This is a genomic window from Amycolatopsis sp. GM8, assembly GCF_021653975.1.
GTDB lineage: Bacteria > Actinomycetota > Actinomycetes > Mycobacteriales > Pseudonocardiaceae > Amycolatopsis_E.
Genome location: NZ_JAJKFK010000001.1, coordinates 727,142 through 747,076, shown reverse-complemented (window position 1 = coordinate 747,076; position 19,935 = coordinate 727,142). Strand labels below are relative to the sequence as shown.

The 19,935-nt window shown below is 69.0% G+C and carries 21 protein-coding genes; 14 read left to right on the top strand and 7 right to left on the bottom strand.

What is annotated here, in order from left to right; genetic code table 11:
* Positions 1-2: 2 nt before the first annotated feature.
* Positions 3-773, bottom strand: a complete 771-nt coding sequence (locus LOZ83_RS03595; RefSeq protein WP_236788730.1) for an alpha/beta fold hydrolase — start codon at positions 771-773, stop codon at positions 3-5.
* 58 nt (positions 774-831) lie between these two features.
* Between LOZ83_RS03595 and LOZ83_RS03590 the strand changes: the two genes are divergently transcribed.
* The 7 genes from LOZ83_RS03590 (at position 832) to LOZ83_RS03560 (ending at position 6,862) form a co-directional block, all read left to right on the top strand.
* Entirely contained in the window at positions 832-1,968 is a 1,137-nt protein-coding gene (locus LOZ83_RS03590) for a sensor histidine kinase (RefSeq protein ID WP_236788728.1), read from the top strand.
* A complete protein-coding gene (locus tag LOZ83_RS03585) occupies positions 1,965-2,621 on the top strand; it encodes a response regulator transcription factor (protein ID WP_236788726.1) in 657 nt (218 codons plus the stop codon). The genes LOZ83_RS03590 and LOZ83_RS03585 overlap by 4 nt, the downstream gene beginning before the upstream one ends.
* Positions 2,622-2,723: 102 nt before the next feature.
* Positions 2,724-3,386 (top strand): DUF2306 domain-containing protein, encoded by a 663-nt coding sequence (locus LOZ83_RS03580; RefSeq protein ID WP_236788724.1) that lies wholly within the window; start codon positions 2,724-2,726, stop codon positions 3,384-3,386.
* Entirely contained in the window at positions 3,383-4,354 is a 972-nt protein-coding gene (locus tag LOZ83_RS03575; protein WP_236788721.1) for an NAD(P)-dependent alcohol dehydrogenase, read from the top strand. The genes LOZ83_RS03580 and LOZ83_RS03575 overlap by 4 nt, the downstream gene beginning before the upstream one ends.
* A 127-nt stretch (positions 4,355-4,481) precedes the next feature.
* Positions 4,482-4,676 (top strand): DUF3046 domain-containing protein, encoded by a 195-nt coding sequence (locus LOZ83_RS03570; RefSeq protein ID WP_144640555.1) that lies wholly within the window; start codon positions 4,482-4,484, stop codon positions 4,674-4,676.
* 210 nt (positions 4,677-4,886) lie between these two features.
* On the top strand, positions 4,887-5,930 hold the full coding sequence (recA, locus tag LOZ83_RS03565; protein WP_236788719.1) for a recombinase RecA: 1,044 nt from the start codon (positions 4,887-4,889) through the stop codon (positions 5,928-5,930).
* A gap of 395 nt (positions 5,931-6,325) precedes the next feature.
* Entirely contained in the window at positions 6,326-6,862 is a 537-nt protein-coding gene (locus LOZ83_RS03560) for a regulatory protein RecX (protein WP_236788717.1), read from the top strand.
* Between the two features lie 6 nt (positions 6,863-6,868).
* On the opposite strand, the gene LOZ83_RS03555 is transcribed toward LOZ83_RS03560, so the two are convergent.
* The 3 genes from LOZ83_RS03555 to edd form a co-directional block, all read right to left on the bottom strand.
* Positions 6,869-8,308, bottom strand: coding sequence for a lipase maturation factor family protein (locus LOZ83_RS03555; protein ID WP_236788715.1), 1,440 nt, complete (start codon positions 8,306-8,308; stop codon positions 6,869-6,871).
* Positions 8,309-8,371: 63 nt separating this feature from the next.
* Entirely contained in the window at positions 8,372-8,992 is a 621-nt protein-coding gene (gene eda / locus LOZ83_RS03550; protein ID WP_374202615.1) for a bifunctional 4-hydroxy-2-oxoglutarate aldolase/2-dehydro-3-deoxy-phosphogluconate aldolase, read from the bottom strand.
* Between the two features lie 33 nt (positions 8,993-9,025).
* Positions 9,026-10,885, bottom strand: a complete 1,860-nt coding sequence (edd, locus tag LOZ83_RS03545; protein ID WP_236788714.1) for a phosphogluconate dehydratase — start codon at positions 10,883-10,885, stop codon at positions 9,026-9,028.
* A gap of 231 nt (positions 10,886-11,116) precedes the next feature.
* Between edd and LOZ83_RS03540 the strand changes: the two genes are divergently transcribed.
* The 4 genes from LOZ83_RS03540 to LOZ83_RS03525 are packed head-to-tail and all read left to right on the top strand — an operon-like array spanning position 11,117 to position 14,880.
* Positions 11,117-11,395 carry a hypothetical protein gene (locus LOZ83_RS03540; protein WP_236788713.1) on the top strand — a complete coding sequence of 93 codons (279 nt, stop codon included), beginning with the start codon at positions 11,117-11,119 and terminating at the stop codon, positions 11,393-11,395.
* On the top strand, positions 11,392-12,216 hold the full coding sequence (locus LOZ83_RS03535; protein WP_236788711.1) for a hypothetical protein: 825 nt from the start codon (positions 11,392-11,394) through the stop codon (positions 12,214-12,216). The genes LOZ83_RS03540 and LOZ83_RS03535 overlap by 4 nt, the downstream gene beginning before the upstream one ends.
* Before the next feature lie 10 nt (positions 12,217-12,226).
* Entirely contained in the window at positions 12,227-14,128 is a 1,902-nt protein-coding gene (locus LOZ83_RS03530) for a fumarate reductase/succinate dehydrogenase flavoprotein subunit (RefSeq protein WP_236788710.1), read from the top strand.
* A complete protein-coding gene (locus tag LOZ83_RS03525; RefSeq protein WP_236788706.1) occupies positions 14,125-14,880 on the top strand; it encodes a succinate dehydrogenase/fumarate reductase iron-sulfur subunit in 756 nt (251 codons plus the stop codon). Before LOZ83_RS03530 ends, LOZ83_RS03525 begins: the two co-directional genes overlap by 4 nt.
* A 284-nt stretch (positions 14,881-15,164) precedes the next feature.
* Here LOZ83_RS03525 and LOZ83_RS03520 read toward each other — a convergent pair whose 3' ends face one another.
* The gene (locus LOZ83_RS03520; protein ID WP_236788704.1) at positions 15,165-16,328 is read right to left on the bottom strand and encodes an ROK family transcriptional regulator; all 1,164 of its coding nucleotides are present in this window, start codon (positions 16,326-16,328) and stop codon (positions 15,165-15,167) included.
* A gap of 75 nt (positions 16,329-16,403) precedes the next feature.
* On the opposite strand from LOZ83_RS03520, the gene LOZ83_RS03515 reads away from it, so the two are divergent.
* The 3 genes from LOZ83_RS03515 (at position 16,404) to LOZ83_RS39685 (ending at position 18,256) form a co-directional block, all read left to right on the top strand.
* A complete protein-coding gene (locus LOZ83_RS03515) occupies positions 16,404-17,771 on the top strand; it encodes a glycogen debranching protein (protein ID WP_236788702.1) in 1,368 nt (455 codons plus the stop codon).
* A 94-nt stretch (positions 17,772-17,865) separates the two neighbouring features.
* Positions 17,866-18,072: a hypothetical protein gene (locus LOZ83_RS03510; RefSeq protein ID WP_236788700.1), complete on the top strand. Its 207-nt coding sequence runs from the start codon at positions 17,866-17,868 to the stop codon at positions 18,070-18,072.
* A gap of 49 nt (positions 18,073-18,121) precedes the next feature.
* On the top strand, positions 18,122-18,256 hold the full coding sequence (locus LOZ83_RS39685) for a hypothetical protein (protein WP_255823057.1): 135 nt from the start codon (positions 18,122-18,124) through the stop codon (positions 18,254-18,256).
* An 18-nt stretch (positions 18,257-18,274) separates the two neighbouring features.
* On the opposite strand, the gene LOZ83_RS03505 is transcribed toward LOZ83_RS39685, so the two are convergent.
* A complete protein-coding gene (locus LOZ83_RS03505) occupies positions 18,275-19,180 on the bottom strand; it encodes an amino acid ABC transporter permease (protein ID WP_236788698.1) in 906 nt (301 codons plus the stop codon).
* The gene (locus LOZ83_RS03500) at positions 19,177-19,872 is read right to left on the bottom strand and encodes an amino acid ABC transporter permease (RefSeq protein ID WP_255823056.1); all 696 of its coding nucleotides are present in this window, start codon (positions 19,870-19,872) and stop codon (positions 19,177-19,179) included. The genes LOZ83_RS03505 and LOZ83_RS03500 overlap by 4 nt, the downstream gene beginning before the upstream one ends.
* Positions 19,873-19,935 lie beyond the last annotated feature (63 nt).

The window sequence follows — 19,935 nt, the reverse complement described above, 5'->3', positions numbered from 1 at the left end:
GTTCAGCCGGTGAAGGCGTTCCAGTCCGGAGCCGGGTCGGTGTCGCGGAGGAACGAGACGATCAGCGGGTTGACCAGGTCCGGGTACTCGATCGGCAGGGTGTGCGTGCCCGGCAGCACCGCCAGGCGTGCTTCGGGCAGCGCGGCGACGACGGCCAGGGAGTGCTCGACCGTGACCTCGTCCCGGTCGCCCTGGAGCACCAGGGTGGGGGCGGTGACGCCGCCCAGGGTGTCCAGCGCGATCTCCGGCTCGGTGGCGATCATGTGCATCATCTTGGCGTGCACGACGGGGAAATGGTCGGGACCGTCGGGAGAGAACGGGTCGTAAGCCCGGCGCAGGAACGTGATCGCGTCCGGCGAGTTGAGGTACGCCACCAGTTCGGGCCCGGCGACCCGGCCGGCGGAGTTGTAGTACTGGCCGATCAGCACCATCCTGGCCACCAGGTCCGGGCGGCGCTGGGCGACCAGCAGCGCGACCACCGCCCCGTCGCTCCACCCGACCAGGTGCGCCGGCCCGCCGACTTCCTGTGCCAGGTAAGCGATCATGTCGTCGGCCATCACCGAGTAGCTCAGCGGTCCTTCGACGTCCGGGGTGTGTGCGTGCCCGCGGCGCTCGGGGACATGGACCCGATAGCCGGCCTCGACCAGCGCCGGGGTCTGCCCGAAGAACGAGGACGCGCCGAGGAACCCGCCGTGCAGCAGGACAAGCGGATCGCCCTCGCCGGACACCTCGTGCCACACGCGCCGCCCGGCCACCTCGATGTATCCCGTCACGCCCATCACCGTACTTTGGGTGGAGCCGCCCGTGACCTGGCTCTCGTACGATGGCCCGGTGCGCAAACCCGCGTGGTCCGGCTGGGCTGAGCCACGACCTCCGAACGCGCCGTCCCGGGTCTGGCGCGACTGGGTACTTGTGGCCGTGCTGGTACCGGGCGTGGTCCTGGAGGGGATCCTGCGGCCGGAAGTCCCGTGGCGGGTGCTGTCGGTGATCGTCGGCGTCGGGCTGGTCTGCACGCTGCTGTGGCGCCGCACCTCGCCGTTGCTGATGGTCGCGATCGCGTTCGCCGTGTCCGCCCTGTTGTCCCTCGTGGTGGGCGGCGATTCACCGCTGAGCACCATGGGGTTTCTGCTGTTGCTGCCGTACTCGTTGTTCCGGTGGGGATCGGGACGCGAGGTGGTGGCCGGCTCGGCGATCATGCTCGGGAACCTCGCGTTGTCGCTCGGCCTCGGTTACCTCAGCCCCGGCAACACGGCGGGCGGGCTCGTCGTGCTGTCCGCGGCGTGCGCGCTGGGCGCCGCCCTGCGCTACCGGGCGGGGTCGAAGCTGCGCGAGCGCGACCAGATCAGGCTGCTCGAACGCGAGCGGCTGGCCCGCGACCTGCACGACACCGTCGCCCACCACGTGTCGGCGATGGCGATCCGGGCCCAGGCCGGCCTCGCGACCGCCGGGTCGCAGGCCGGTGCCGCGGAGGACGCGCTGCGGGTCATCAAGGCGGAGGCGTCGAACGCGCTGGCCGAGATGCGCACCATGGTGCATGCCTTGCGTCGCAGCGAACCGGCGGAGCTGACGCCCGGTCCGCGGATCTCCGACCTCGAACAACTCGCCCGGGAGGCCGGCGCCGGTCCTGCCGTCGACGTCGATCTGGCCGGCGCCGTCGACGAGGTGCCGTCGGCCGTCGCGGCCGCGATCTACCGCCTCGCCCAGGAATCCGTGACGAACGCGCGGCGGCACGCCCGGCACGCGACCCGCATCGAGCTCCGGGTCACCGTCGACGAGACGTCGGTTCGGCTGCGGGTCAGCGACGACGGCGAGACCGGTGGCCTGCGCCCCGGCGCGGCGCCCGGGTACGGGCTCATCGGCATGGCCGAACGCGCTGACCTGCTCGGTGGCACCTGCGAAGCCGGTCCCGGACCGGAACGGGGCTGGACCGTCACAGCCGTGCTACCGCGGACTGGGCCGACCCGATGACGATCCGCGTGCTCGTCGCGGACGACCAGGAGATCGTCCGGACCGGGCTGGCGATGATCCTCGACGCCCAGCCCGGTATCGAGGTGATCGGCCAGGCCGCCGAAGGGCGGCGGGCGGTCGAACTCGCCCGGCGGCTGCGCCCGGACGTGTGCCTGTTCGACATCCGGATGCCCGTCGTCGACGGGATCGAAGCCACCCGGTCCCTCGCCGGCGCGGCCGTCGACGACCCGCTCGCCGTCGTCGTCATCACCACGTTCGACCTCGACGAGTACGTCTATGCCGCGCTGCGTGCCGGCGCCCGCGGTTTCCTGCTCAAGGACGCCGACACGGACCTGCTCGTGCAGGCCGTGCGCGCCGCGGCCAACGGGGACGCGCTCATCGCGCCGAGTATCACCGCGCGCCTGCTCGGGGTGTTCGCCGCGACCGGCGCCGGAATGCCGCCGCGGCAACCGATCGAGCCGCTCACCGGCCGGGAGGAGCAGGTCCTCACCGCCGTCGCGCGCGGGCGGACCAACAGCGAGATCGCCGACGAGCTGTACATCACGCTCAGCACCGTCAAGACGCACATCGGCAGCCTGATGGCCAAACTCGGCGCCCGCAACCGCGTCGAGATCGTCATCTGGGCCTACGAGACGAACCGCGTGAAGCACTGATCACCCTCGGCCGAAAGTACGGCTCGCCGCCGTACCCACGGCCGGACCAGGTCGGGCCCGTCGTCCGATGAGCCCGGCCGCCGCGCTCGCCATGCTTTTCCCATGACCAGCGAACAGGGGATATCCGTGGTGGCGGCCCGCCGGCTCGTGCCCGCCGGGCTGCTCGTACTGAGCGTCGTTCCGGTGGTGGCCGGCGCGATGCGGGTGACCGAACTGAGCTCCGGCGCCGAGATCACGCCGGACAACGCACGGTTCTTCGCCACGCCGCTACCCGTTGTCGTACACATCTGCGCGGTCACCGTGTACGCCATCCTGGGTGCCTTCCAGTTCGCGCCCGGCCTGCGCCGGCGAAGGCCCGGCTGGCATCGCTGGGCCGGGCGGCTGCTGGTTCCCAGTGGGCTCGCCGGCGCGCTCGCGGGCCTGTGGATGACGTTGTTCTATCCCCGTCCCGGCAACGTCGGCGACCTGCTCACCGGCTTCCGGCTCGTGTTCGGCTCGGCCTGGATCCTGTTCCTGGTCCTCGGTTTCGCCGCGATCCTGCGGCGGGACGTGTCGCGCCACCGCGCCTGGATGATCCGGGCCTACGCCGTCGCCATGGGTGCCGGGACGCAGGTCTTCACCAACCTGGCGTGGGTACTGGCCGCCGGCACACCCGGCCGGCTCGGCAACACGATCGTGATGTTCGCCGGCTGGGCGATCAACCTCGCGGTGGCCGAATGGGCCATCCGCCGAACTCCCGTTCCGAGTGTCAAGGAGATCCGATGAAGGCCATCGTCCAGGACCGGTACGGCTCACCCGATGTACTGGCACTGCGGGAAGTCGACCAGCCCGTGCCCGGCGACCACGAGGTGCTGGTGCGGGTCGAGGCGGCGTCGCTCAATGCCCGCGACTGGCACATCATGCGGGGCGACCCGTACCTGGCGCGCCTGTCGGCCGGGCTGCGCGCACCCGAGCCGAAGATCCGCGGCACGGACTTCGCGGGCCGGGTGGTGGCAGCCGGCCGGGCGGTGACGCGGTTGCGTCCCGGTGACGAGGTGTACGGCGAGCATCCGGGAGCGTTCGCGGAGTACGTGTGCGCCCCGGACGACGTGGTGGACACGAAGCCGGCGAACCTCACGTTCGAGGAGGCGGCGGCGGTGCCGCTGGCGGGTATCACCGCGCTGATGGGACTGCGCGACGCCAAGGTAGGGCCGGAAACCCGGGTCGTCGTCAACGGCGCGTCGGGTGGCGTGGGCACCTTCGCCGTCCAGATCGCCAAGTCGCTCGGCGCGGACGTGACCGCCGTCTGCAGTACCAGGAACATCGAGCTGGTCCGCTCGCTCGGCGCGGACCACATCATCGACTACACGCGCGACGACTTCACCCGCGACCGGCACCGCTACGACGTCGTGTTCGATCTGGTGGGCAACCGCCCGCTGGGCAGGCTCCGGCGCGCGGCGACCCCGGCGGGGACGGTCATCCTGTCCGGCGGCGGGGTGTCCGAGGGCGGCAGCCTGATCGGGCCGATGGGCCTCATCGTCAAGGGCATGCTGCTGGCGCGCTTCGTCCGTCAGCGGTTGCACGTGCTCAGCGCGAGGCCCGGCACGGCGGACCTGGCGGCGTTGCGCGAACTCATCGAGGCCGGCGTGCTCGTGCCGGTCGTGGATCGCACCTACCCGCTGAGCAAGACCCCGGAAGCCGTCCGCTATCTCGAAGAGGAACACGCCCGGGCGAAGGTGATCGTCACCCCGTGAGCGCTCAGCGGCGGTTGCGCAGGTTCCACAACGCGCGCAAGGCGACCACGAGCGCCGCGACGAGGACGGCGATCGACACCACGGTCAGCGCGATCGAGGCCATACCCCCACAGTAGGCTGGTCTCCGATGCGCATCACGGTGTTCCGAAGGTTGATGGCGGACGAGTTCGGTCCCGGCCGGGCCGAAGTCCTGGCGAAGGATCACGTGTTCAGCGGGCTGGGCGGGCGAACGGTCGAGCAGGCGCTGGCCGCGGGGGTTTCGGCGAAGGAGATCTGGCGCGAGGTGTGCCTGGCGTTCGACGTGCCCGCCGAGCGTCGCTGAGCCGCTGGGCGGAAAATTCACCCCGAAGGCGTGTCGCTCCTTGCGTCGAACACGTGTTCGGCTATCGTGTTGTCCACATCGGGGTCAGCTGTCCACAGATCACTCGCGACGATCAGGAATTGTCGGCCCCCGCCCGTAGTGTCGGGCCCAGCAGCTGGAAGACCCGAGACAAGCCCCCACAGGCTTCCGACCGACGAGGTGGATTTTCAGATGGCCGCAGCAGCACTCGACAAGGACAAAGCGCTCGATCTCGCCATGGCGCAGATCGACAAGCAGTACGGCAAAGGTTCCCTGATGCGCCTCGGCGACAAGGGGCACGTGCCGATCGAGGTGATCCCCACCGGGGCCATCGCGCTGGACATCGCGCTCGGTATCGGGGGCCTGCCCCGCGGCCGGGTCGTCGAGATCTACGGCCCGGAATCCTCGGGTAAGACCACCGTGGCCCTGCACGCCGTGGCCAACGCGCAGAAGGCGGGCGGCATCGCGGCCTTCATCGACGCGGAGCACGCACTCGACCCGGAGTACGCCAAAGCGATCGGCGTGGACACCGACGCGTTGCTGGTCTCCCAGCCGGACACCGGCGAGCAGGCCCTGGAGATCGCGGACATGCTGATCCGCTCCGGTGCGCTGGACATCCTGGTGATCGACTCGGTGGCGGCGCTGGTTCCCCGCGCCGAGATCGAAGGCGAGATGGGTGACTCGCACGTGGGTCTGCAGGCCCGCCTGATGAGCCAGGCACTGCGCAAGATCACCGGTGCGCTGTCCAACTCCGGCACCACCGCGATCTTCATCAACCAGCTGCGCGAGAAGGTCGGCGTCATGTTCGGCTCCCCGGAGACGACGACCGGTGGCAAGGCGCTGAAGTTCTACGCCTCGGTCCGGCTGGACATCCGCCGGATCGAGACGCTGAAGGACAGCGGCGAGGCGGTCGGCAACCGCACCCGCGTCAAGGTCGTGAAGAACAAGGTCGCGCCGCCGTTCAAGCAGGCCGAGTTCGACATGCTCTACGGCCAGGGCGTGTCCCGCGAGGGTTCGCTCATCGACATGGGCGTGGACCAGGGGATCCTGCGCAAGTCCGGTGCCTGGTACACCTACGAGGGCGACCAGCTGGGCCAGGGCAAGGAGAACGCGCGGAAGTTCCTGCGCGACAACCCCGACATCGCGAACGAGATCGAGAAGCGGATCAAGGAGAAGCTCGGCCTCGGCGCCCAGGTGGACACCGAAGACGCCGCCCCCGCCCCCGTCGAGTTCTAGAGTTCGCGCGCGAGTTCTGGAGCCCCCGTCGGGTTCTTGGAGCGCGCGCGAGTCCGACGCTCGCGATACCGAGTCCGACGCTCGGGAAGTCGAGTCCGACATTGCGGACGCTGAGTTCGACTCTCGGGACGCCGAATTCTACGTTCGGGACGCCGAGTTCGACGCTCGCTCGTGGGCGAGGTCTGCTCGCGCAGTGCCTTGCGGGACACCCACACCCGGGCCAGCTCGCCTGGCTTGTCGCCGTGACTTCTGGGGGTGCCACCCCAGACCTCACCCGGGGGGCAAGCCCCGGACCCTGGCCCCGTCGGGAGGAAGCCTCGGGCTCCCTGGCCCCGTCCGGGCGAACCCCCGGCCCCGGCTGCGGGTGCGTTGGAGCATGTGGAACGAGGAGGAACATGCCGAAGTTCGATCCGGCTGAGCTGTCGCCGGACGAGGCGTGGAAGAAGGCGAAGGAGGTCTGCTTCGACCTACTCGCCATCCGGGCGCGGACCAAGGACGAGCTCCGGCAGGCGTTGCGGCGCAAGGGTTTCGACGAGGACCTCCGCGAACGCCTGCTGAGCAAGCTGGACAGTTCCGGCCTGATCGACGACGCCGCGTTCGCCGAGCAGTGGGTGCGTTCGCGGCACGCCTACCAGGGCCTGGCGCGCGGTGCCCTTGTCGCCGAGCTCAAGCGCAAGGGCGTGGACAGCGACATCGCCGCGCGGGCGGCGGGGGAGATCGACCGCGAGTCCGAGGAAGACCGGGCCCGCGAACTGGTCCGCAAACGGCTGCGCTCGATGAGCACCCGCGACGAGCAGACCGCGGTCCGGCGTCTCCTCGGTACCTTGGCGCGCAAGGGATATCCGCAGGGGCTCGCCTACGCCGTGGTCCGTGACGAACTGAAGAACGCCGGTGCCGACGCCACCCCGCTGGACGACGCCGTCACCGACTGACACGGGCTACTCCGCGGCCACCACGCCGTCGGGGCCCAGCCGGGTCACCTTCATCGCCGGGCCGCTCGGCCGGCGCACCCACCAGTCGCCCGTCCGGCGGCGTTCGGCCGGGGTGCTGAAGCGGTAACGAAACAACTGTGCCCGCACGAAAGTCGGCCGCTCGCCGCCGAACGGGTCGTACCGCAACAGTTTCAGCATCGGACGGTCGGCGGCCAGCAGCTTCTCCGCGAGCCGCTCCAGCCAGGCTTCCCCATACCTGAACGAGATCGGCACGAACCACAACATCCAGTCCAGCCGCAAATGGTAAGGCGCCACCTGCCGCGGTCGCCGGTGCGGATCGCCGGGCTTGCCCTTGAACTCGTACTCACGCCACACCGTCGTGGACGTCAGCTCCGGCTCGTCCGTGCCTTCGAACACGATCTCGTGCCGGATCCGGCTGATCCCGCCGAACGCGCCATAGGTGTTCACCAGATGCAGCCGATCGAAGCTGTAATTCATGATCTGCTTGCGGGACAACAGGTTCCGCGCCGGACGGTAGCTCAGCACCAGGATCAGCGCCGCCACCGCCAGCACCACGAACCGATACCACGCCGGCGGTTCCGTCAACGCGGTCGCGGAGAACGGCAGCAGCCGACTGTCCAAAGCGGACACCGCGATCGTGATGGTCAGCACGTTGAGCCACGAGAAGTTCCCGCTCACCACGAGCCAGAGCTGCGTGACGATCATGATCGCCGCCGCAACCCCGCCGACCGGCTGCGGCGCGAACAACACGAACGGCACGATCAGCTGCGTGAAATGGCTCGCCAGCACCTCGACCTTGTGCAGCGGCTTCGGCAGATGATGGAAGTACCAGCTCAGCGGACCGGGCATCGGCTGCGTCTCGTGGTGGTAGTACAGGCAAGTCAGCTCACGCCAGCACCGGTCGCCGCGCATCTTGATCATGCCGGCGCCGAACTCCACCCGGAACAGCAGCCACAGCAGCAACCACAGCACCGGCACCGGCGGCGCCATCCCGGCCGGGCCGAGGAAGATCGCGAGGAACCCGGCCTCCAGCAGCAACGACTCCCAGCCGAACGAATACCACAGCTGCCCGACGTTCACGATCGACTGGTACAGCACCCACGGCACCGCCCACACCACGAGCGAAACCCACACCGGCGCCGAGTCGAACACGCCGAGCACCAGCGTCGCGGACACCAGCGCGCCCGTCCAGGCGACCGCGGCGAAGAACGTGTCCGAGTAGTGCAGGTGGAAAATGCTCGGTGCGAGCCGGAACGGCACTCGCGCCACGAACTTCGGCACCGGCAGCAGCCCCCGCGCGCCCAGGAGCGCGCGGAACTGGTTGACAGCCACCAGAAACGCGATCAGATAGATGACGGCCAGCATCCGCTGGAAGGCCAGCCGGGACACCCAGTAGTCGGGGTCGCTGAACCAGTGCCATCCCACGGCGGTCTCCTCGGGGTGATGTCGCCCAGAGGATAGCGCCCCCGGCAAGCGAAGGCAGCCGGATCAGCCCGCCAGGGCAGCGGCCTCCCGCGCCAGAGCTGTGACGCGGTCGAAGTCCTTGGCCGCCAACGCGTCCTTCGGTGTCAGCCAGCTACCACCCACACAGCCCACTGTGGACAGTGCCAGGTACGACGGCGCGCTCGCCGCGGTGATCCCGCCGGTCGGGCAGAACCGCAGCCCTGGCAACGGACCCGCGATCGCCTTCAGGTACGCCAGCCCGCCGCTCGGCTCGGCCGGGAAGAACTTCAGCGCGGTGAGACCGTGTTCGGCGAGCCGCATCGCCTCCGACACCGTGCCCGCGCCGGGCAGGAACGGCAGGCCAGTGCCGAACGCCGCTTCCAGCACGCGATCCGTGACACCCGGGGTCACCAGGAACTTCGCCCCCGCGTCCGCCGCCTGCTTGGCCTGCTCCGGGGTGGTGACGGTCCCGGCGCCGAGCACGATCTCGGGCACCTCGGCCGCGATCCGCTCCATCGCGGCGAGCGCTACCGAGGTGCGCAGCGTCAGTTCGATCACCCCGATGCCGCCGGCCAGCAGCGCTCGCGCGACCGGCACCGCGTCCGCCGCGTCCTCCAGCACCACGACCGGCATCACGGGCGACAGTTCCAGCAACTCGTTGCTCACCAGACCTCCTCGATTCACGTCCACCGTAAGCGTTCAGACGCCGGCCGGGACGCCGAAGTGCCCCGGGGTCATCGGGCCGAAGACACTCGCGCCCTGATCTGCGGGACCGACCGCGCGCCGCAGCGCGGTGAACAGCTCCCGTCCGGTCCCGATCCACGAAGCCTCGTCCGGCGCGGAATCGCGCACCGGGCGCGACGCGAGTTCGTCCAAGTCGACCAGTACCTCGAGCGTGCCTGCGTCGGCGTCCAGCACGATCTTGTCGCCGTCCTCGATCCGGGACAGCGGGCCGCCCGCCGCCGCTTCGGGGGTCAGCTGGATCGCGGACGGGATCTTGCCCGACGCGCCCGACATCCGCCCGTCCGTGATCAGCATTACCCGGTGACCGCGGTCCATCAGCGCACCCAGCGCCGGCGTCAGCCCGTGCAGCTCCGGCATCCCGTTCGCCTGCGGGCCCTGGTTCCTGATCACCACCGCGACGTCACGGTCCAGCTCACCGGCCCGGAACGCGTCCGCAAACCCTTGCTGCGACGTGAAAACCCGTGCGGGCGCGCGCACCACCCGGTGCTCCGGCGCGACCGCCGACACCTTGATCACCGCGCGGCCCAGGTTCCCGCTGAGCATCCGCAGCCCGCCGTCCGCGGCGAACGGATCCGGCACGGGACGCAGCACCGAAGGATCCAGGCTTCGCGTCGAAACCTCGCGCCACGTCAGCACTCCGTCGATGAGCACCGGCTCGGCGCGGTACCGGTGCAGCCCGTCGCCCGCCACCGTGCGCACGTCCTCGTGCAGCAGTCCCGCGTCCAGCAGCGTGCCGATCAGGAACTGCACCCCGCCGGCCGCGTGGAAGTGGTTGATGTCCGCGCTGCCGTTCGGGTACACGCTCGCCAGCAACGGCACCACCGAGGACAGGTCGGCGAAATCGTCCCAGGTCAGCTGGATCCCGGCGGCGGCCGCGATCGCGACGAGGTGCATCGTGTGGTTGGTCGACCCGCCGGTGGCCAGCAGCGACACCACACCGTTGACCACCGACCGCTCGCTGATGATCTCCGCGAGCGGCGTGTACTCGTCGCGCGCCAGCGCCACGATGCGCCGCCCCGCCTCCTCGGTCAGGGCGCGCCGCAACGGCGTGCCCGGCGACACGAAGCTCGCGCCCGGCAGGTGCAGCCCCATCACCTCGACGACCAGCTGGTTCGAGTTCGCGGTGCCGTAGAACGTGCAGGTGCCCGCCGAGTGGTACGACGACGCCTCGGCTGCCAGCAGGTCTTCACGGGTGGCCCGGCCCTCGGCGAACAGCTGCCGTACCCGCGCCTTCTCCTTGTTCGGCAGGCCCGAGGCCATCGGACCGGCCGGCACCAGGATCGCCGGCAGGTGCCCGAACGCCAGTGCGCCGATCAGCAGCCCCGGCACGATCTTGTCGCACACGCCGAGCAGCAGCGCGCCGTCGAACATCTCGTGCGACAGCGCGATCCCGGTGGCCATCGCGATCACCTCGCGGCTGAACAGGGACAGCTCCATCCCCGCGCGGCCCTGCGTGATCCCGTCGCACATCGCGGGCACGCCACCGGCGAACTGCGCGACACCGCCCGCCTCGCGCACCGTGGCCTTGATCCACTCGGGGTACTCGTGCAGCGGCTGGTGTGCCGAGAGGAGGTCGTTGTAGGCCGAGACGATCGCGACGCCGGGCTTACGCAGCCCGCTGATCGCCAGCCGGTCCTCGCCGCCGCACGCCGCGAAGCCGTGGGCGAGGTTGCTGCACGCCAGTCCCGCGCGGACCGGGCCCTCGGACCGGGCAGCCGCGACGCGCTCCAGGTACGCGCGGCGGGTGGTGGCGCTGCGCTCGGCGATGCGCCGGGTGACCTCTTCGACTTTCACGTGGATCGGTGCTGGTTGCACGGTTACCGCCTCGGTTCGGGGGTGCTCCTCCGACGGCGGCGCTGACGTCGTTCGGTCGTGACGGTTCCCACAGTAATCACGAGACCCGCCGAGAACAAAATCGATTAAGAACATCGATCAAGGTGATACCGATCACCATGAGTCGCAGCCGTGTGCTACTTGTCACATTGCAAGGAGAACGGCAGAGTCGCTAGCGACGACTCCGCCGCCGGAATGACTCGGAGGTATGCGATGTCCACCAGCGAACTCGCGGAACTTCGCCGGACGATCGGGCAGCTGCGGCAGTGCATGGGCGCGCTGCGGTCCCGCTACGGCGATGCCGCGGCCGTGCGCCGTCTGGCCAACGATGTGGAACGGCTCGACATCGACGCGGGCGAGTTCGACAGCCCGATCCCGGCGCAGCCCAAGCCGGTCGACCCCGGCGAGGTCGTCAAGATCCCCGACGCCCCCTACGACCCCTCGCTGTGGCAGGGGGCCGACGACGAAGGAATTGGTGGCTATCACAGGTGACTGCTCCAGCTGACAACGCGGTCAGCGGCGGCGTGCGGGCCCCACGCCGGGCCCGCATCGCCGAGCGCACACTGCGCACCGACCGTTGGTGGCTCTCCCCGCTGCTGACCACACTGGGCCTGGCGACGTTCGTCATCTACGCGACGATCCGGGCCTTTGTGCGGACCGCCTACTGGGTGCCCGAATACCACTATCTGACGCCGTTCTATTCGCCGTGCGTCTCGACTTCCTGCGTGCCCGGTTCGAGCCATCTTGGCCACTGGTTCGGCGACTTTCCCAGCTGGATCCCGCTGGGCGCACTGGTGCTGCCCTTTCTGCTCGGATTCCGGCTGACCTGTTACTACTATCGCAAGGCCTATTATCGTTCGGTGTATTTCTCCCCGCCGGCGTGTGCTGTCGCGGAACCGCACGGGAAATACACCGGGGAAACGCGGCTGCCGCTGATCGTGCAGAACGTGCACCGGTACTTCTTCTACGTCGCGATGATCGTGTCGGTCCTCAACACCTATGACGCCGTCGTGGCTTTCCACGGCAGTACCGGCGGGTTCGGCTTCGGGCTGGGGAACATCATCATCGTCGGGAACGTCGTGCTGCTGTGGGCGTACACGGTTTCCTGCCATTCGTGCCGGCATATCACCGGCGGCCGGCTCAAACACTTTTCGCGGCATCCGGTGCGGTACTGGATGTGGACCCAGGTCACCAAACTGAACAACCGGCACATGGCGCTCGCCTGGACCACGCTCGGCACGCTGGTGCTCACCGACCTGTACGTGATGCTCGTTTCCAGTGGCGTGTTCTCCGATCCTCGTTTTGTGAACTAAAGGTGGCTGAATGACAGAGGTCGAACGGCTCGACTACGACGTGGTGGTGATCGGCGCGGGTGGTGCCGGTCTGCGAGCCGTCATCGAGGCCCGCCAGCGCGGGTTGTCCGTCGCGGTGGTGTGCAAGTCCTTGTTCGGCAAGGCACACACGGTCATGGCCGAGGGCGGCTTCGCCGCGTCGATGGGCAATGTGAACTCCAACGACAACTGGCAGGTGCACTTCCGCGACACCATGCGCGGTGGCAAGTTCCTCAACAACTGGCGCATGGCTGAGCTGCACGCCAGAGAGGCCCCGGACCGGGCGTGGGAGCTGGAAACCTACGGCGCGCTGTTCGACCGCACGCCCGACGGCCGGATCAACCAGCGCAACTTCGGCGGGCACACCTACCCGCGGCTGGCGCACGTCGGGGACCGCACCGGGCTCGAGCTGATCCGCACGATGCAGCAGAAAATCGTTTCGCTGCAACAGGAAGACTACGAGAAGTACGGAGACTACGAGGCGAAGGTGAAGGTCTTCGCCGAGTGCACGGTCACCGAGCTGCTCACCGAGGGCGGCCGGATCGCGGGCGCGTTCGGGTACTGGCGGGAGAGCGGCCGGTTCATCCTGTTCCAGGCGCCGGCGGTGGTGCTGGCGACCGGCGGGATCGGCAAGTCGTTCAAGGTCACGTCGAACTCGTGGGAGTACACCGGCGACGGGCACGCGCTCGCCCTGCGCGCGGGCGCGACGCTGATCAACATGGAGTTCGTGCAGTTCCACCCGACGGGCATGGTCTGGCCGCCGAGTGTGAAGGGCATCCTCGTCACCGAGGGCGTGCGCGGCGACGGTGGCGTGCTGAAGAACTCCGAGGGCAAGCGGTTCATGTTCGAGTACGTGCCCGACGTGTTCAAGGGGCAGTACGCGGACAGTGAGGACGAGGCCGACCGCTGGTACACCGACCAGGAGAACAACCGGCGCACGCCGGACCTGTTGCCCCGCGACGAGGTCGCCCGCGCGATCAACTCGGAGGTCAAGGCCGGGCGCGGTTCCCCGCACGGCGGGGTGTTCCTCGACATCGCGAGCCGGCTGAAGCCCGAGGAGATCACCAAGCGGCTGCCGTCGATGTACCACCAGTTCAAGGAACTGGCCGATGTGGACATCACGTCCGAGCCGATGGAGGTCGGGCCCACCTGCCACTACGTGATGGGCGGGATCGAGGTCGACCCGGACACCGCGTCCTCCACGGTGCCGGGCCTGTTCGCGGCCGGCGAGTGTTCCGGCGGGATGCACGGTTCGAACCGGCTGGGCGGCAACTCGCTCTCGGACCTGCTGGTGTTCGGCCGCCGCGCGGGTCTCGGCGCGGCGTCCTATGTGGAATCGCTCGACGCGAGGCCGGCGATCTCCCAGTCCGATGTGGACGAAGCCGCGCGGGCCGCGGTGGCGCCGTTCGGCCCGCCGGAGCAGGGGGTCGAGGAGAACCCGTACACCCTGCACAATGAGCTGCAGCAGACGATGAACGATCTGGTCGGCATCATCCGCAAGGCGGGGGAGATCGAGCGGGCGCTGGTCAAGCTGGGCGAGCTCAAGGCGCGTATCGGCAACGTCGGGGTCGAAGGGCACCGGCAGTTCAACCCCGGCTGGCATCTCGCGCTCGACCTGCGGAACATGCTGCTGGTCAGCGAATGTGTGGCGCGGGCGGCCTTGCTGCGCACGGAAAGCCGCGGCGGGCACACGCGGGACGACCATCCGCAGATGGACTCCCATTGGCGCAACAGGCTTCTGGTCTGCTCGATGTCCGGTGTGGACGGTGTCGCCATCGAGCCGAAGGACCAGGAGCCGATGCGGCCGGACCTGCTGGAGCTGTTCGAGTTCGGTGAGCTGGAGAAGTACTACACCGAAGGGGAGCTCGCGGGGCACCCGGGGAGGACGGCATGACGTACAAGGCGAGCTTCCGGGTCTGGCGCGGGGACACCGAAGGCGGCGAGCTGCGGGACTTCACGGTCGAGGTGAACGAGGGCGAGGTCGTGCTCGACATCATCCACCGGCTGCAGGCCACCCAGGCGCCGGATCTCGCGGTGCGGTGGAACTGCAAGGCCGGCAAGTGCGGGTCCTGCTCGGCGGAGGTCAACGGGCGGCCGCGGCTGCTGTGCATGACCCGGATGTCGGTGTTCGACGAGGACGAGGTCATCACGGTGACCCCGATGCGGACGTTCCCGGTGATCCGTGACCTGGTGACGGACGTGTCGTTCAACTACACCAAGGCGCGCGAGATCCCGTCGTTCACGCCGCCGGCGGGGCTGGAGCCCGGTGAATACCGGATGAAGCAGGTCGATGTCGAGCGCTCGCAGGAGTTCCGCAAGTGCATCGAATGCTTCCTGTGCCAGAACACCTGTCACGTGGTTCGCGATCACGAAGAGAACAAGGAGAACTTCGCCGGGCCGCGGTACCTGATGCGGATCGCGGAGCTGGAGATGCACCCGCTCGACGTCGCGGACCGGCGCGAGGCCGCGCAGGACGAGCACGGGCTGGGCTACTGCAACATCACCAAATGCTGCACGGAGGTGTGCCCGGAGGGCATCCACATCACCGACAACGCCCTGATCCCGATGAAGGAGCGCGTCGCGGACCGCAAGTACGACCCGATCGTCTGGCTGGGCACGAACCTGTTCGGGCGTGGCCGGAAGTAGCTACCCGTTCCCAGCCAACTCGATGAGCCGGGCGGGGGTGACCCGTCCGGTGTAGAAGAAGGCCGGCCCTTGTAGTGACCGCCTTGTTGTTATAGATCATCCCGCACGAACCACCGCCCCGGAGCCCGGAAGACGAGTAGTTCCAGGCATTGGTGTAGCTCGGCATGACGATGTGCGGCGTTCGCGGCGTTCTACGGCTGGGCGTCGGAAGTGTGGAACGGGGTGTCCGGGTAGAAGCACCGGTCGATGTCCATGTCGGCGTGCCGGAGCACCGCGCGGCACGGTTACGCGTGCACCAGGGCGTCGACCGCGGCGGGGGCGAGCATCTCGTCCGCGACGAGGCCGGCCAGGCCGGCGAGCGTCGTGTCGACGCCCAGTTTGCAGGCGCCCACGTGCACGCCGTCCAGTGCGCTCGTGTGCGCGTTCGCCAGCACGACGTCGCGCAGACCGTCCAGGAACGGTGGCAGCACACCGACCGCGCCGCCGACGCACAGGTAGCGCGGGTTGACGATGGTAACGACGGTGGCGAGCACCGTGCCGACGAGCCGTCCCGCGGCCGCGGTCACCCGGATCGCGTCGGCGTTCCCCGCGCGCACCCTGCGCACGACGTCCTCCGCCGTGCGCACACCGGTCGGCCGCAGCTCCCGGATCACTGCCTGCCCGCTCGCGATCGCCGAAACACAACCGCGCCGCCCGCAGTCGCAGCGCTGCTCACGGCCCTCGATCCGGATGTGCCCGATCTCCCCGGCCGACGCCGTCTCACCGCGATGCGCCCGGCCCGAAATCACCAGCCCCGCGCCGATCCCGGTGCCGACTTTCACCCCAACCAGCGCGGCGTCGGGGCGGCCCAGATCACAGTAGGCGCCAAAGGCGAGCGCGTTGGCGTCGTTCTCCAGGAACACCGGCACCGACAGGGCCTCGGTGAACCGCTCGCGCAGTCGCACCCCCGTCCAGTGCGGCATCGTCGGCGGCGCGATCGTGGTGCCCTCGCCGTGGTCGATCTGCCCGGGCACGCTCAACCCGACCGCGCACAGGCTGTCCGCGCGCCCGGTTCGCGCGAGCAGGTCGCGTCCGGTGTCCAGCAGCCCGGAAAACGTTTCCCCGGGCTCGTGACCTGCTGGTAGCGGGCGGCGGACCTGCGCGAACACGGTGCCGCGCAGGTCGACCACGGCGATCGTGGCGTGCCGTTGCCCGATGTCGGCGACCAGGGCCGTACGGCCCACGTCGTTGGCCGCGAGCATCTGCGCCGGGCGGCCGCCGCTGGAGGCCCGCAGCCCGGTCTGGCGGATCAGCTGAAACCGTTGCAGCGCGTCGAGTCGCTCCACCATGGTCGGCCGCGAAAGGCCGATCCGGTCCTGCAGCTCGAGGCGGGTGAGCGGGCCCTCGGCGCGCAACACGGCGAGGATGTGCCCGGCCGAGGTCGGCGGGCCGGTGGGATGCGGTCGCACGGTGCAGGCTCTCCCAGCTACACTTACGTTCAATTGCCTGACAAAAGTCTAACCCCGGATGCGGAGAGAAGTCAGATGCGCGCGGCCCGTGCCGCCGGCGACAGACGGCCGGTCCGCTACCCACACCCGGCACTGGCGGCCAGAGCGGCGCGGGTGTTGCGGGACAACGACACCGGCTCCGTCATCACAGCCGCGCCCGCGCTGTACCCGCACATGTGGAGCTGGGACGCCGCGTTCATCTCGATCGGCCTCGCCCGGCTCGACGTCCAGCGCGCGATCGCGGAGCTGGACACGCTCTTCGCCGCGCAGTGGCGCAACGGCATGGTGCCGCACATCGTGTTCACCGAGAACGACGCGTACTTCCCCGGTCCCGACCGGTGGGGCACCGACGAGGCGCCGGACGGACCGCGGAACGTGCGCACGTCCGGGATCTGCCAGCCGCCGGTGCACGCGATCGCGGTCCAGCGAGTGCTCGAAATCGCCCGTCTCTCGGGGCCGGACGACCGCATCGACGCGGAGCGCTTCGCGCGGCGGATCTGGCCTTCGCTCTACGCCTGGCATCGCTGGCTCGTCGAGTACCGCACGCCGGGGTCGAGCGGCCTCGTCGCGATCGTGCACGGGTGGGAGTCCGGCATGGACAACTCGCCGCGCTGGGACGTGCCCTACGACGCGGTGCAGCCCGGCGCCGCGCTGCCGCCGTATGTGCGCAAGGACGTCCGGATCGTGGGTGACGCGAGTGAGCGGCCGACGGACCGTGAGTACGACCGTTACCTGTGGCTGATCGAGGAGATGCGCCGCGCCGGTTACGACCAGCGCAAGGTGGTCGAGAACTCGAGCTTCCTGGTCGGCGACGTGTTCATCACCGCACTGTTCGCGATGTCCTGTGACGTTCTGGTCGAGCTGGGCAAGGAATTCGGGCAGGAACGGGAGCAGCTCGAAGACCTCACGGACTGGGCCGCCAAGGCCAGGACGGCGGTCGCGGCCAGCTGCCACTCGGTCTCGGGGATGGCGCGCGACCGCGACCTGCGCACCAGCCGCTGGCTCGATACGCAGACCATCGCCGGGTTCTCGCCGCTGCTGTGCGGTGGCGCGCCGGACGACGTGCAGTTACGGCTACTGTCTCTTTTGGACAGTGATCGCTGGTGCGGGCATCCCGGCCTGCTCGCGCCCGTGCCACCCTCGGTTTCCCCGATGCGGCCCGGTTTCACCCCCCGGCAGTACTGGCGTGGTCCACAATGGCCGGTCGTGGTCTGGTTGTTCACCTGGGCCTTCGAACGGCGCGGCTGGCACGAACGGGCGCGGAAACTGCGTGAGGGCGGGATCCGGCTGACCGAGGACGGCTCGTTCGGCGAGTACTTCGAGCCGTTCACCGGTGAGCCGCTGGGCAGCACGGACCAGTCCTGGACCGCCGCCGTCGTCCTCGACTGGCTCTGCGCCGACTGACCGCACCGTACACAATGGCCGGTCCCGACCGGGGTGGGCACGTGTGGGTGACTTGTGCCACTCGGATTTCCTGTAATCACAAGGGAAATGGCGTATGCCGGCACGGACACGCCGTTCGGCAAGGGGAACTGCTCCGGCCGCCTCGAAGGGTATCCGGCGCCGGATCGCGCAGGCCAGCGCACCCGCAACGGGATTCAGCCAGTACTGCGCATCGGCGAAGGCCTACTACACGGGGCTGAGCGGTGATCCGGGCGGTGGTGCCGTGCTCACCCAGTACTCCGGGGTCGTCTGCTGGAGCTGAAAGGTCCGGACCACATGAAAACGAAGCATCGAGTTCTTGCCGGTTCCCGGTGACGTATGTCGACCTGCCGAATCCGGTGCCCCATGTCGCGAAGCACGTGAAGGTCCCGGTCACCTTCAACGCCAGCCTCGACAAGGCGATCATGTCCACCGAGCAGGACGTCGTCTACGATCCGCCGGAATGAGCCGGAAGCCGCCAGGTATCAGACGGCCCGGCCCACGTCGAGGTCGGTGGCGATGTGCACCGGCTCGGGCGCCTGGGCGCCGCGCGGCGTTTCCTTCGGTGACTTGCGCCGGCGGGAAAGCCGGGCTTCGAGCCACGACGCGAACGACGTCAGGATCAGGTTCAGCACGATGTAGAGGATCGCGACGACGATCAGCGTCGGGATCGTGTTGCTGAAGTTGGCGGTGATCGTGCCGGAAGTGCGGATCAGCTCCGTATAACCGATCGTCAGCTGGCCGGCGAGCGCGGTGTCCTTCAGCACGACCACCAGCTGGCTGACGATGGCGGGCAGCATGAGGGTCACCGCCTGCGGCAGCAGGATGCTGGTCATCACCTGTGTCTTGCGCAGGCCGAGCGCGGAGGCGGCCTCGTTCTGTCCCTTCGGCAGCGCGAGGATCCCGGAGCGGAACACCTCGGCCAGCACGGAGCCGTTGTAGAGGACCAGACCGGTGACGGCCGCGAACAGCGGCCGGGTGTCGGAGCTGATGTCGGTGTAGTACGCGTACAGCTCCGCGGCGAAGACCATCAGCATCAGCACGGGAATCGCGCGGAAGAACTCGACGATCGTGCTCGCCGGCACCCGGATCCACCGGTGCTCGGACAGCCGGCCGATCCCGAGCAGGGCGCCGACCGGCAAGGCGATCACGATCGCCAGCGCCGCGGCCTCGATGGTCTTGAGCAGACCGGGCAACAGGAACTGCGTCCAGGTCGAGCCTTCGATGAAGGGCTTCCAGAGCGCGGGCGCCCACTGCCCCTTCTTGTCGAACCCCGCGTAGACGAAGTACGCCACCGCCAGCAGGGCGATGACGAACAGGATGCTGTAGAGGACGTTGCGGGCCTTCGCCTTCGGCCCGGGGGCGTCGTACAGGACGGAGGACGTGCTCACCGCTTGACCTCGACTTTCTTGGCGACCCAGCCGAGCAGCAGGCCGAGCGGAAGGACCAGCGCGGCGAAGATGACCGCGAAGAGGGCGAACACGAGGAACAGGCTGTCCGACTCGTTCTCGATCATGGTGGACATCAGCAGCGCGGCCTCGCCGACCCCGATCACGGCGGCGACGGTGGTGTTCTTCAGCAACGCGATCAGCACGTTGGCCAGCGGTGCGATCACCGAGCGGAATGCCTGCGGCAGCACGATGAGCCGCAGCACCTGCGTGAACGACAGGCCGAGCGCGCGGGCGGCTTCGGCCTGGCCGACGGGAACGGTGTTGATCCCCGCCCGGAGCGATTCACAGACGAAGGTCGAGGTGTACACGATGAAACCGAGGATCGCGAGGCGGAACGAGTTGTCCGCCAACGACGTCGGTGAGCTGGACGACGCGAGCTGTATACCGAGCGTCGAGGAAAGGCCCAGCGACGTGAACAGAATGACGACCGTCAGCGGAGTGTTCCGGAAGATGTTCACGTAGGTGGTGCCGAACGCGCGCATCAGCGGCACCGGGCTCACCCGCATACCGGCGAGCAACGTACCCCAGATCAGTGATCCGATCGCGGACCAGAACGTGAGCTGGATGGTCGTCCAGAAGGCGCCGACCAGGTCGTAGTCGGGGTTGTTGAGGAAATCGAACACCGTGTCCAATCCTGCCCTAGGTAGCGGAACGGTGCGCCGCCGGTCGGGGGCGACGCACCGTCTCCGTGTTCA